Source organism: Cellulomonas massiliensis JC225, from assembly GCF_000312005.1.
Lineage (GTDB): Bacteria > Actinomycetota > Actinomycetes > Actinomycetales > Cellulomonadaceae > Cellulomonas > Cellulomonas massiliensis.
Genome location: NZ_HE978588.1, coordinates 1,067,047 through 1,079,593, shown reverse-complemented (window position 1 = coordinate 1,079,593; position 12,547 = coordinate 1,067,047). Strand labels below are relative to the sequence as shown.

The following is a 12,547-nucleotide window of genomic DNA, read 5'->3' as shown; positions in this document are numbered from 1 at the left end:
GTCGCCGCCGGTTCGGCGGCCTCGTCCGGCGGCGGCGAGGCCGTCGGGGTGGGCGACGGCGTGGCGGTCGTCCCCGGGCCCCGCGGGACGCCGGTCGCCTGCGGGGTCGCGGTCGCCGTCGGGCTCGGGGCCGTGGGGCTCGGGGCCGGCGTCGCCACCGGGCTCGTCGTCGGCGACGCGGGGAGCGCCGCCCTCGACCTCGACCCGTCGGTGAGGAACCCGAGGGCGGGGTCGTGCAGGCCGTCGACGAACGCCTGCAGCGAGTCGCGCCGCGAGTCGATGCGCCAGTCGTTCGTCACCCGCTCGCCGCCGCTGATCGTCGTCACGGTGTGGTGGAACCACGCGAACCCGATGACGTCGGCGTTCTCGGGCTTGGCGAGCCCTTCGAACAGGCTGCTGACCCACTGCGGCTTCCTGCCGCCGATCTCCGAGGCGCCGATCTCGGCCAGCAGGATCGGCTTGTCGGTGATCTCCCGGAGCTGGTCGAGCGACGCGTCGTACGTGTACTCGAACGTCGGCGTCTGGTCCGACCGGTACGGCGGCCGGTAGTAGCCGGACAGCCCGACCCAGTCCACGTACTCGTCGCCGGGGTACAGGCTCTTCATGTACCAGCTCGACCACTTCGCGTAGTCCGGCAGCGCGTTGACGATGTTCGGGGCCCAGATCCAGATGACGTACTGGTTCGCGCCCTCCTCCTCGAAGATGTCGTGCACGTGGCGCCACATCTTCACGAAGTCGCCCTTGCCGTTGCCGTTGAGCGGGCCCCCGCCCCACGTCCGCTCGCCCCAGGGGTACCAGGAGCCGTTCATCTCGTGGTCCAGGCGGATCGCCAGGGGCAGACCGTTCTTCACGACGTCCCGCGCGTACCGGTGCAGGTAGTCGTCGTACTTCCCGTCGATGATGACCGGCAGCGAGTAGTCCGGGTCGGTGGGCTGGTCGTTGCCCGACTTCAGCGGTCGCGACTCCCACGTGAGCAGCGGGAGCATGCCCTTCGTCCACGAGCGGTTGACCGCGTCGGCCCGGAAGTCGCCGTCCCAGCCCTGGAAGTAGCCGGCCATCGTCGGCTTCGCGCCGACCTTCGCCGCGACGTCGTCCAGCTCGGCCCAGTTGAACGGCGACTGGGTCGTGTACAGCCCGAACTGGCGCTTCGTCGGCGCGAGCAGCTCCGACAGCGGCGGCGCGGTCGGCTTGACCGGCTTCGGGTTCGTCGCGTCGCGCAGGTCCTGCTTGAGCTTCTCGACGAGGTCGCGCGCGGACCGCTCCCGCTCCGCGGCGCCCTTCGCCCTGCCGTCGGCCGCGGCCACGTCCTTCTCCAGCCGGGCCTTCGTGCGGCCGGCCTCCTCGGCCGCCCGGGCCGCCTCGCGCGCCGCGGCGGCCTTGGCGCGCCCGACCTCCGCGGCCGCCGCGCGCTCCCAGGCGGCCTTCTGCTGGCCGCGCTCCGCGGCGACGGCACGCTGCTCCGCCGCCTGCTCGCGACCCTGCTGCGCGGCGGCGTCGCGCTCGGCCTGGGCCTTCGCGGCCCCGCGCTCCTGCGCGGCCTGCTTCTCGGCGGCGGCCTTGGCCTCGCCGCGCGCCTGGCCTTCGGCCCGCTCGCGCGCGGCCTTGGCGTTGGACGCCTGGAGCGCGGCGAGCTCCGTGCGGCGGGCGTCGAGGGTGTGCTGGGTCGAGGCCAGGTCCGCCTCGAGCTGGTCGATCTGCCGCTGCAGCGCCTGCTCGTGCGCGGTGCCCTGCGCCTCCGAGTCGCTCGCGGGGGACAGCCACACGACGAGGGTCACGACGCCGAGGGCCAGGGACAGGGCCAGCGCGGCCCAGCGGGCGCCGCGGCTGGCGGCGACGAGGGAGAGTCGGTCAGACATAAGCCAGGGCCTCCAGCGCGAGCAGGGCGACGGCGATGCCGTAGGGCACGGCGGCGAGCGGGTTGAGCCGCCGACCGGACCGGGTCCGGCGGGACGTCCGGGCGGTCGCGGCGGGACGCGTCTCGCGCCGCGTGCTCGTGGCGACGCCCCCGCGGCGGCTCCCGGACGGGTCGACCGACGGGACGCCCGAGGGCGGCGTGCGGTCGACGAGGTCGCGCGGCGCGTCGTCCGCCTCGAGCCGGCTCCACACCTCGTCGGCGGTCAGGCCGGCGCCGGGCGTCACGGCCGCGGGCTCGTCGCCCGCGTCGTCCTGGCCCGCCTGGTACGCACCGGCGCGCGTCCCCCAGCCGGCGACGTGCGCCATCCGCAGGAAGCCGATGAGCCGGATCGGCATGAGGAAGAACGTCGAGACGATGATGAACACGGGCAGCCGCAGGAAGTCCGAGGGCTTCTCGGCGAGGTGCCGCACCTGCCGGATCGCCATCGACAGCACGGACGAGACGATCATCAGCGCGACGACCCACGCCCACCCGGACAGGCCGGTGTAGGTGTCGAGGATCGCGGCGTACAGGTTGGTGCCGGTGTGCGTCACGGCCCGGTAGACCCAGCCCGCGATCGTCCCGAACAGCAGGAACGGCAGGACGATGTCGGTGAGGAAGAAGACGGCCAGCACGGGCGCGTGCCCGAGCATCCACGGCGTCATCCGCAGCGTGTTGTACTGGCTGCCGCGCGCCCAGCGCAGCTGTTGCTTCCACAGCTTGCGGACCTGCAACGGCGCGTCCGTGTAGACGAGGCTCGTCGACTGGTAGACGGTGCGGTACCCCGCCTTGAGCGTCAGGTTGGTCAGGGTGCGGTCGTCGGAGACCTCGAGGAAGACGCCGAGGAACCGCTCGGTCATGAACTTGTCCATGACCTCCATGAGGATGCGGCGGCGGAACGCGATCGTCCGGCCGGGCAGGCAGCCCACCTGGCCCAGCACCGACTGCGCGGGCATCGAGTAGAGCGCCCGGGTGTTCTCCAGCCAGTCCGCCCAGCGGGTGATCCACGAGCGCGTCGGCTCGAGGATGCGCTGCCGGGTGGTCACGCCGCCGACGGCGGGGTCGGCGAACGGCTTCACCAGCTCGGCGAGCGTGCCCTCGGTCCAGATCGTGTCGGAGTCGACGAGCACGGTGACGTCGCCGGTGGACAGCTGGGTGCCGATCTTCACGGCGTTGCGCTTGCCCGGGATCGCGGTGTGCACCCACCGCACGGCGGGCGCGAGCTCGTCGCACACCTGCTCGAGCGCGGGGTTGCGGGCGCCGTTGATGACGACGATCACCTCGTCGGGCTGCTGCCGGACGATGCGGGTGAGGACGTCGCGGAACAGGTCGAGCGGCTCGTCGACGACCGGGACGACCACGCTCGTCGTGACGGCGTACGGCGCGGTGACCGGCCGGTACCGGCGCGACAGCAGCACCTTGAGCAGCCACAGCGCCCAGACGAGGCATGAGAAGACGGCGAACAGGTAGAACTCGTTCTGGTAGGTGGCCATGTGGCGGAGCTGCAGGACGAAGACGAACACGCGGGTCTCCTGACGGTGCGGGCAGCGTGGACTCTGCGCGGCATCGTCGGCGGCAGGCGTGGACGTCCGGGCACGCTCGAGTCGTGCGTCCGTCGTCGGGGAGCCGGGCGCTGGTCTCGACCCGGCGGCGGTGCGGCTCCTCGGCTCTGGCGAGGGCGGCACCTCCACCCTGCACACGGCGCCGACGCGGCTGGAAGGTCCTGCCGGTTAACAGCAAGTAACAGTTGCTATGACGGGTTCCCGGCTTTCGCCCGTTCGACCCGTTTCGTCCCGAGCCGCGCCCCGCGCGGCGTCGTCGCCGGCTGCGGCGCCGGCTCAGCGAGCGGACGGCATGGCGAGGCCGATGACGTCGGCCGCGTCGACGTGGCGCTTGAGCCACGCGCGGACGTACGGGCACAGCGCGACGCCGCGGCGGCCGGACGCACGGAGCTGGTCCACGGCCCCGGCGACGAGCGCCGACGCGACGCCCTTGCCCTCGTCGGCGGGCGTGGTCTCGGTGTGCAGGAAGACGACGTAGCCCTCGACGTCCTGGTACTGCGAGAAGCCCATCACGCGGCCGGTGCCGGGCTCGCGCGCCTCGAACCGGTGCTCGGCGGTGTTCTCGACGACCTCGACGGGGATGCCCATGCGCCGATCGTCGGGCACCGCCGCGCCGCCGTCCACCCTCGGCCACGCTCGGCCCGCCCTCGGGCCCGGCAGCCCACCGCCCGGATATGGGGTCGAGCGCGGGGTCGAATCGATGCGAGGATGAGCGACGTGCTCCAGCCGTACCGTGACGTCCTGTCGCGCCCGGGGGCGCTGAGCTTCTCCGCCGCCGCCGTCGTCGCCCGCCTCCCGATCTCGATGGTCGGGATCGGCATCGTGCTCATGGTCTCCGGCATCTACGGCTCGTACGGGCTCGCCGGCAAGGTGTCCGCCGCGTTCGTCGTGGCGCAGGCCGTCTGCTCGCCGCCGCTCGCGCGCCTCGTCGACCGGCACGGGCAGGCCCGCGTCATGCGCCCCGCGCTCGTCGTCTGCTCGCTCGGGGTCGTCGGGCTCGTCGCCGCGGCCGCGTCCCACGCCCCGACGATCGTGCTGTACCTCCTGGCGGTCGTCTCCGGCGCGACGCTCGGGTCGTTCGGCTCCCTCGTGCGCGCCCGCTGGTCCCACGTGCTCGGCGGGGACGCCGCGCGGATGCACACGGCCTACTCCCTGGAGTCGGCGCTCGACGAGCTCGTGTTCATCGTCGGGCCCGTCGCGGCGACGCTGCTCGCGACCGGCGTGCACCCCGTCGCCGGCCTCGTCGTGCCGGTCGTCGCGATGGTGCTCGGCGGCCTGTGGTTCCTCGCGCAGCGCGCGACCGAGCCGCCCGTCTCCGCGCCCGGGGCGCCGCGGCACCGCGGGTCCGTGCTGCGGGCTCCCGGGATGCTCGTCCTCATCCTCGTGTTCGTCGCGATGGGCTCGATCTTCGGCGCGACCGACGTCTCCACCGTCGCGTTCGCCGAGGAGGTCGGGCGCAAGGGGATCGCGGGCGTGATCCTCGCCGTGTTCGCCGCCGGGTCGCTCATCTCGGGGCTGCTGTACGGCGCCCGGCAGTGGGTCCGGCCGCTGTCCACCCGCTTCGCGATCGGGATGGTCGCCCTCGCGCTCGGGGTGTGCACGTTCTTCGTCGCGAGCTCGCTGTGGCTGCTGGCGGGGGCGATGTTCGTCACCGGCTTCGCGATCGCGCCGACGATCATCAACGGCAACGCGCTGGTGCAGGCGCTCGTGCCTCCGTCGCGGCTGACCGAGGGGCTCACGTGGATCGGCACGGCGCTCGGGATCGGCGTCTCGGTCGGGTCGTCCGTCGCCGGCGTGCGGATCGACGCCGTCGGGTCGCACGGCGGGTTCCTCGTCGTCGTCCTCTCCGCGGCCGTCGCGGTGGTCGCGACCCTCGCGGCGCTGCCGACCCTGCGCGCGACGCCGCGCTGGCAGGGCACGGACGAGACCTCCGACGCGCCCGCCGACGAGGAGCACCGGTCCACCTGCGACGAGGAGCCGGCGAGCCCGACGGGCGGCGCCGCCGTCGCGGCCGCCGACCGGCGCGCGCGCGACGACGCATGACCATGACGAGCGCGCCGGCGACGGCCGACCTCGAGGTGCTGGCGCGGCTCGTCGCACCGGTCGGCCGGGCCGTCGGGGCCGAGCCGCTCTCCGGCGGCATGTTCGCCACGACGCACCGCGTCACCCTGGACGACGGCACGCGCGTCGTCGTCAAGCAGGCCCCCGCCGGCGACTCGCGCCTGCTCACGCACGAGCACGACCTGCTGCGCACCGAGGCGCTCGTCTACGGCCTCGCGGCCGACCGGCCCGCGCTGCGGATGCCCCGGCTGCTGCACGTCGACCTCAGCCGGACCGTCGTCGAGGGCGACGTCGTCGTGGCCAGCCACCTCGACGGGACGCCCGCCGACCGGCTCGGGCTGTACCCCTCCGCCGACGACGCCCGCGTCGGGCGGCTCGTGCGGGACCTCGGCGCGGTCGTCGCGGAGCTGCGCAGCGTCACCGGGCCGGTGTTCGGCTACCCGGGGCGCCCGGCGCTGCAGGCGCCGTCGTGGCCGGACGCGTTCCGGCTCGTCGTCGAAGCGCTGCTCGCGGACGCCGCGCGCTGGCGGGTCGAGGTGCCGGCCGACGAGGTGCGGGCCGCGCTCGTCCGGCACGGCGACGCGCTCGCGCAGGTGACCCGCCCCTCGCTCGTCCACACCGACCTGTGGCCCGGCAACCTGTTCGTCGACGAGGCGACGGGCGCCCTGCTCGGCGTCATCGACCCCGAGCGCGCGGTGTGGGGGGACCCCGTGCTGGAGCTGTCCGGCGTCGACGCGTTCGGGCCGGCCGAGCCGCACCCCGGCCTCGTCGCTGCGGCCGGCCTCACGCTCGACGCCGACGCGCGGCGCCGTCTCGAGCTCTACCGGATGTGGATGGGGCTCGTGATGACCGTCGAGGTGGCTCCGCGCGGGTACGCGGGCGACTGGGTCGCGGGCCACCGGGCGTCGGTCGCCGCCCTCCTGCGCTCGGCGCTCGCCGCCCTGGCCTGACCCGCCGGCGGCGCGCTCCCCGGGTGCGGGGGCTGCGCCCGGGCGTGAGAGTGGGGGAACGACCGTCCGTCCCCGGGAGGACCCATGGCACGCCGCCGCACCGTCGCCGACCAGCTCGTCGCGCAGATCATCGCCGCCGGCGCGCGGCACGTGTACGGCATCGTCGGAGACTCGCTGAACCCGGTGGTCGACGCGATCCGGCGCGCGGCGGCGGACGGTGCGGACATCGCCTGGGTGCACGTCCGCAACGAGGAGGCAGGGGCGTTCGCCGCGGCGGCGGAGGCCGAGATCACCGGCCGGCTGGCCGTGTGCGCGGGGTCGTGCGGCCCCGGCAACCTGCACCTCATCAACGGGCTCTACGACGGGAACCGCTCGCGCGTGCCCGTGCTCGCCATCGCGTCGCACATCCCCAGCGCGCAGATCGGCACGCAGTACTTCCAGGAGACCCACCCCGACCGGCTGTTCGTCGAGTGCTCGGTGTACTCCGAGCTCGTCTCGTCGGCCGCGCAGGCGCCCCGCGTCTTCCGCTCGGCGATCCACCACGCGTACGCCGCGCCGGGTGTCGCCGTCCTCACGATCCCCGGCGACGTGGCGGACCTCGAGGCCGAGCCCGACGGCGTGGACGTCCTCACCCCGCCGCCGGCGCCTCGGGTCGTGCCGGACGCGACGAGCGTGCAGGAGCTCGCCGACGCGATCGCGGCCGCGAAGAAGGTGACGATCTTCGCCGGGGTCGGGGTGCGCGGCTCGCGCGACGAGGTGCTCGCGCTCGCGCAGCGGCTGCACGCCCCCGTCGGGCACTCGCTGCGCGGCAAGGAGGTCATCCAGTACGACAACCCGAACGACGTCGGCATGTCCGGCCTGCTCGGGTACGGCGCCTGCCAGGCGGCGATGGACGGCGCCGACCTGCTCCTGCTGCTCGGCACCGACTTCCCGTACGACCAGTTCCTGCCGAGCGAGGTGCGCACGGCACAGGTCGACATCGACGCCCGCCGGCTCGGGCGGCGCACCCGCAACGACGTCGCGGTCCACGGCGACGTCGGCGAGACGATCCGCGCGCTGCTGCCGATGGTCGAGCAGCGGCGCAGCCGGCGGTTCCTCGACTCGATGCTGGCCCGGCACCGCAAGGCGATGGGGGGCGTCGTCGGCGCGTACACGAAGGACGTCGAGGACATGCGCCCGATCCACCCGGAGTTCGCGGCCGTCCTGCTCGACGAGGAGGCGCCCGACGACGCGGTCTTCACCGTCGACACCGGGATGGGCAACGTGTGGGGCGCGCGCTACATCACGCCCAACGGGCGGCGGCGCGTCATCGGCTCCTTCCTGCACGGCTCGATGGCCAACGCGCTGCCGCACGCCATCGGCGCGGCGATGGCCGGACGCCGCACCCCCGCGGACGCCGCGCACCCCGAGGGCGAGCCGGCGGAGCAGCACTCGCCCCGGCACGTCGTCGCGATCGCCGGCGACGGCGGGCTGTCGATGCTCCTGGGCGAGCTCGTCACCCTCAAGGCGCTCGACCTGCCGGTCAAGATCATCCTGTTCGACAACGCCAGCCTGGCGATGGTGCGCCTGGAGATGCTCGTCGACGGCCTGCCCTCGTGGGCGACGGACACCCCGCCGATCGACTACGCGGCGATCGCGAGCGCGGTCGGCATCCCGTCCGTGCGCGTCGAGGACCCGCGCCAGATCCGCACCGCGCTGCGCGAGGTGTTCTCCCACGACGGCCCGGCGCTCGTCGACCTCGTCACGGACCCGCGGGCGCTCTCGCTGCCGCCGAAGATCACGCGCAAGCAGGTCGGCGGCTTCACGGCGGCCATGAGCAAGGAGGTGCTCGGCGGCGGGCTCGGCGAGGTCATGGCGATGGCGCGCTCGAACCTGCGCAACGTGCCGCGCTGACCCGGGCCCGCCGGTCTGCGGCGCGTCAGGGCTCGGGGTGGTGGGCGTCGTACCGCCAGAACGACCGCTGCGCGCGCACGAGCACCCACAGCAGCACCACGCACAGCAGGCCGCCGATGACGACCGCCCACGCCTCCCCGACGCGGCTCGACAGCCCGCCGACCACCAGGTCGCCCAGCCGCGGGCCGCCCGCGACGACGACGATGAACACGCCTTGCAGCCGGCCGCGCATGTCGTCGGGGGTCGCGGTCTGCAGGATCGTCTGCCGGAACACGGCGCTGATCGCGTCGGCGCCGCCCGCGACGACGAGCATGAGGAACGCCGCCGCGAGGGCCCACCACAGGACCGACGACGGCTCGCTGCGGCCGACGGCGACGAGCACCAGGCCGAAGCCCACGACGGCCAGGCCCCACGCGGTGATCGCCCCGGTGATGACCCGCCCCTGCCACCGCACGCGCGCGAGGCCGCCCGAGAAGAGCGTGGCCAGCGCCGAGCCGACCGCGAGCGCGGCGGTCAGGGCACCGGTCGTCGTCTCGCCGCCCCCGAGGTACAGCAGCCCGACGGCCGGGAACACGACGCGGGGCATCGCGCACACCATCGCGACGAGGTCGACCGCGAACGTCATGCGCACGTTGCGCTGCGTGCCCAGGTAGCGCAGGCCGTCGACGACCGACGCGAGGCCCACGCGCCGCCGCCGCGTGTCCGAGTGCTCGGGCGGGACGGGCGGCAGGCTGAGCAGCGCGGTGAGCGCGGAGGTGAAGAGCACCGCGTCCGTGGCGTAGGCCCAGCCGAACCCGACGGCACCGGCGATGGCCGCGCCGAGCAGCGGGCCGATCATCAGGGCGGCACTGAAGGCGGCCGTCTGCAGCGCGTTCGCGGCGGGCATGAGCTGCGGCTCGAGGAGGCGGGGGACGATCGCGCCGCGCGCGGGCGAGTTGACCGCGTTGGCGGCGGACTGGACCGCGACGAGCGCGAACAGCAGCGCGACGGGTGCGTCCGAGCCGAGCAGGAAGCCCTGCACCGCGAGGCCGAGCGTGACGACCCAGCTCACGGTGGACGACACGAGCGCCACGGTCCGCCGGTCGTAGTGGTCGACGATCGCGCCGCCGTACAGCCCGAACACCACGAGCGGGACCAGCGCGCAGAGCCCCAGGACGCCGACGGAGAACGTCGAGCGCGTGATCTCGTAGACCTGCAGGCCGACGACGACGACGGTGAGCTGCGTGCCGAGGTTCGAGACGGTCAGCCCCCACCACAGCCGCCGGTACGCCGGGCTGACGCGCAGCGGTGTCGTGTCGACGAACAGGGAGGGCACCGAGCGATCGTAGTTGCCGGATCGAACCGATTCGCGCGCTGCCCGCGCCGCCGGTCACGGGACCCCCGTGGCCCGGCCCACCCGGGCCCGGCGACCCCCGGTCAGCCGCCCGATCCGACGAGTTCGTAGCGGCGCGACGAGTTCGGTGCGCGCACGGCACGAACTGGTCGCCGCGCTACGAACTCGCCGGGGGGTTCGGCCGGGGCGGGGGGTCAGGCGGTGGGGGGTGGGAGGTCAGGGGCGGGTCTGGGGCGGGCCGTCCGGGTCCGTGATGGGCGAGACCGGGATGTCGTCGTCGAGCGCGGACGAGGCGGACGACGTGCCCGACCCCCCGGAGGACGAGCTCGACGAGAACGCGCTCTTCGCCGCGTCGACGGCCTTGTCCTTGAGCGCGGAGCCCTGCTGGCGTGCGAAGTCCTTCGCCTGCCCCTCGACGTCCTGGACGTACCCCTGCACGCGCGGGTCGCTCCACAGGTCGGACGCGAAGCCCTTGATCTTCTCGAACTGCTGACGGCCGGCACGGGTGCCGAGCACGTACCCGACGCCGGCGCCGAGGACGAACGCGAGCTTGCTCTTCATGGGGGCCTCCTCCTGGTCCGAGAGCACGACCGTAGGCAGGATCGGCCCGCCGCGCGCGTCCAGCGCCGCTCGGCGGCTCAGGTCAGGGCGGCCACCCGCTGCACCCAGGGCGGCGTCGCCTCGCCGAGCCGCGCGTCGGTGACGAGCAGGAGCCGGGCCGCCGCCACCTGCTCCCGGGTCACGTGCAGCGTCCCGACGGCCTGGGGCCGGACGGGCTCGCGGTCGGGCGTCGTCGGCGTGGGCACCTCGGTCACGTGCGGCTGCTCGTCCGGACCGACGAGCTCCGGCTCGAAGCCGTCGGGCACGTCGGGCAGGCGCGGCAGCGTGAGCCCGCGCAGCAGCCGCAGGTCCTCGGCGGACGCGAGCACGGAGGTGGCCTGCAGGGCCAGCACGTCCAGGCCGACGACCCGCGCGCCGGGGTCGGGCGACAGCGCCCGGTCGAGCGCCCACTGCGTGCGCCGCCACCACTCCGCGAGCCGGTCGGCCTGCTGGCGCTGGCGCCACGCGACGAGCCCGACGACGAGGGCGACGACCGCGGCGAGGCCGGTCGCGACCGGCCCGAGCTTGCTGATCGTGTCGAGCGCGTCCTGCACCGGCGTCCTCCCGTCGTGGCCCCCGGGCCGAGGCTAGCGCTCGCAGCCCACGCCGGCCGGGGCGTGGGGACGAGGGCGTGGAGACGAGCGTCAGCCGGGCACCCGCACGCCGTGCTCGCGCATCCACGTGTCGATCCCGGTGACGGCCAGCGCGTCGCACAGCGCGTCCGACCACGCGAGCACCTCCACGCCGAGGCCGGCCTCGGTGGCGTCCCGGACGAGCCGGACGAGCACCGACATGCCGCTGGAGTCGGCGAACCGCACGCGTCCCGCGTCGACGACGACCCGCGCGAGGCCCGGCTCCGCCAGCGCGGACCACAGCCGCGGCCCCTGCTCGTCGCGGACGCGCAGGTCGATGTCGCCGACGAGCACGACGCGCAGCTCGTCGGCGCGGCGCTCGACCGTCAGGGTCGAGACGACGTCGTCCACGGCGCGAGTGTGACGCCCGTGCCGCGGGACCGCACGTCAGCGCGCCGAGGCCGCCAGGCGCCGGGCGATCAGCGCGCACACCGTGAGCTGGAGCTGGTGGAAGACGATCACGGGCAGCGCGACGCTCGCGGCGACGGCCGGCGTGAAGAGCACGACCGTCATCGGGAGCCCGGTGGCGGCGCTCTTCTTCGACCCGCACATGAGCAGCGCGATCCGGTCCGCCCGGTCGAGCCCGAGCCAGGCCCCGCCGCGCCACGTCAGCGCCAGCATCGCCGCGAGCAGCACGCCGCAGACCGCGAGCAGGACGAGCAGCGCGCCGAGCGTCACGTGGCTCCACGCCCCCGTCGCGGTGGCCTCGCTGACGGCCGCGTAGACGACGAGCACGATCGTCGCCCGGTCCGTCACCCGGGTCAGGCTCGCGTGCGCGCGCAGCCAGCCGCCGGCCCACGGCTGCACGCACTGCCCGACGACGAACGGCAGCAGCACCTGCAGGAGCACGCCGGTGATCCCCCCGGCCTGCGGCCCGCCGGCCGAGGCGCTCATGAGCACCGTCACGAGCAGCGGCGTGACGACGACGCCGACGACGTTCGAGATCGTCGCGCCGGTGATCGCGCCCGCGACGTTCCCCCGCGCGACGGAGGTGAACACGACCGACGACTGCACGGTCGAGGGCAGCAGCGACAGGTACAGCAGCCCGCGCTGCAGGTCGGGCGCGAGCACCGCGTCGGGCAGCAGCTGGGTGGCCAGGCCGAGCAGCGGGAAGACGAGGAACGTCGCGGCGAGCATCGAGCCCTGCAGCCGCCAGCGGCGCAGGCCGCGCAGCACGTCGCGCGTCGGCATCCGCGCCCCGTACAGCAGGAAGAGCAGGACGATCGCACCGTCCCGGACGGCGTCGACCGCGGCGGCGGCGGCGCCCGTGACGGGCAGCAGCAGGCCGAGGACGAGCGCGGCGACGATCATCGCCGTGAGCGGGTCGAGCCAGCGTCGCCACCACGGCCCGGCGGCCGGCGCGGGGCCGGTCGGTGCGGGACCCGTCACGGGGCCGGCGGCGCCGGAGGGGTCGTCACCCAGGGTCCACCGCGTCCCTGGCTCACCGTCACGCGTCCACCCTAGTGCGGCCCCGTGGGCCGTCCTCGGACGCGACGACACCCCCCGGGGGATCCCTCCGGGGGGTGTCGTCGACCGGGCCGGACCTGGGGGCCCGGCGTTCTGGGGTGTCAGGCGGTCGCGCTCTGGCGGGCGCCGGTGGTGCTGGTGGCGGTGGCGGTGGC

11 protein-coding genes are annotated in these 12,547 nt (G+C 74.8%); 3 read left to right on the top strand and 8 right to left on the bottom strand.

Annotated features, from left to right (window positions below; translation table 11 throughout):
• The 3 genes from HGCM_RS16965 to HGCM_RS05135 all read right to left on the bottom strand — a co-directional run.
• A partial coding sequence (locus HGCM_RS16965; protein WP_019135806.1) for a glycoside hydrolase family 26 protein occupies positions 1-1,856 on the bottom strand: 1,856 nt, incomplete at its 3' end.
• On the bottom strand, positions 1,849-3,417 hold the full coding sequence (locus HGCM_RS05140) for a glycosyltransferase (RefSeq protein WP_019135805.1): 1,569 nt from the start codon (positions 3,415-3,417) through the stop codon (positions 1,849-1,851). The genes HGCM_RS16965 and HGCM_RS05140, both read right to left, overlap by 8 nt.
• Before the next feature lie 315 nt (positions 3,418-3,732).
• Positions 3,733-4,044 carry a GNAT family N-acetyltransferase gene (locus HGCM_RS05135; RefSeq protein ID WP_019135804.1) on the bottom strand — a complete coding sequence of 104 codons (312 nt, stop codon included), beginning with the start codon at positions 4,042-4,044 and terminating at the stop codon, positions 3,733-3,735.
• 129 nt (positions 4,045-4,173) lie between these two features.
• Here HGCM_RS05135 and HGCM_RS05130 point away from each other — a divergent pair, with 129 nt between their 5' ends.
• The 3 genes from HGCM_RS05130 to HGCM_RS05120 all read left to right on the top strand — a co-directional run bounded on the left by HGCM_RS05130 (position 4,174) and on the right by HGCM_RS05120 (position 8,360).
• Entirely contained in the window at positions 4,174-5,499 is a 1,326-nt protein-coding gene (locus tag HGCM_RS05130; protein ID WP_019135803.1) for an MFS transporter, read from the top strand.
• Positions 5,496-6,467, top strand: coding sequence for a phosphotransferase family protein (locus HGCM_RS05125; RefSeq protein ID WP_019135802.1), 972 nt, complete (start codon positions 5,496-5,498; stop codon positions 6,465-6,467). The genes HGCM_RS05130 and HGCM_RS05125 overlap by 4 nt, the downstream gene beginning before the upstream one ends.
• Positions 6,468-6,551: 84 nt before the next feature.
• Positions 6,552-8,360 (top strand): pyruvate dehydrogenase, encoded by a 1,809-nt coding sequence (locus tag HGCM_RS05120; RefSeq protein WP_019135801.1) that lies wholly within the window; start codon positions 6,552-6,554, stop codon positions 8,358-8,360.
• A gap of 25 nt (positions 8,361-8,385) precedes the next feature.
• Here HGCM_RS05120 and HGCM_RS05115 read toward each other — a convergent pair whose 3' ends face one another.
• The 5 genes from HGCM_RS05115 to HGCM_RS05095 form a co-directional block, all read right to left on the bottom strand.
• Positions 8,386-9,675, bottom strand: coding sequence for an MFS transporter (locus HGCM_RS05115; protein WP_019135800.1), 1,290 nt, complete (start codon positions 9,673-9,675; stop codon positions 8,386-8,388).
• 234 nt (positions 9,676-9,909) lie between these two features.
• Positions 9,910-10,254, bottom strand: a complete 345-nt coding sequence (locus tag HGCM_RS19315) for a YtxH domain-containing protein (RefSeq protein WP_040399457.1) — start codon at positions 10,252-10,254, stop codon at positions 9,910-9,912.
• 77 nt (positions 10,255-10,331) lie between these two features.
• Positions 10,332-10,847 (bottom strand): hypothetical protein, encoded by a 516-nt coding sequence (locus HGCM_RS18740; protein ID WP_019135798.1) that lies wholly within the window; start codon positions 10,845-10,847, stop codon positions 10,332-10,334.
• Between the two features lie 90 nt (positions 10,848-10,937).
• Positions 10,938-11,276: an STAS domain-containing protein gene (locus HGCM_RS16955; RefSeq protein WP_019135797.1), complete on the bottom strand. Its 339-nt coding sequence runs from the start codon at positions 11,274-11,276 to the stop codon at positions 10,938-10,940.
• A 36-nt stretch (positions 11,277-11,312) separates the two neighbouring features.
• Entirely contained in the window at positions 11,313-12,314 is a 1,002-nt protein-coding gene (locus tag HGCM_RS05095; protein WP_019135796.1) for a bile acid:sodium symporter family protein, read from the bottom strand.
• Positions 12,315-12,547 lie beyond the last annotated feature (233 nt).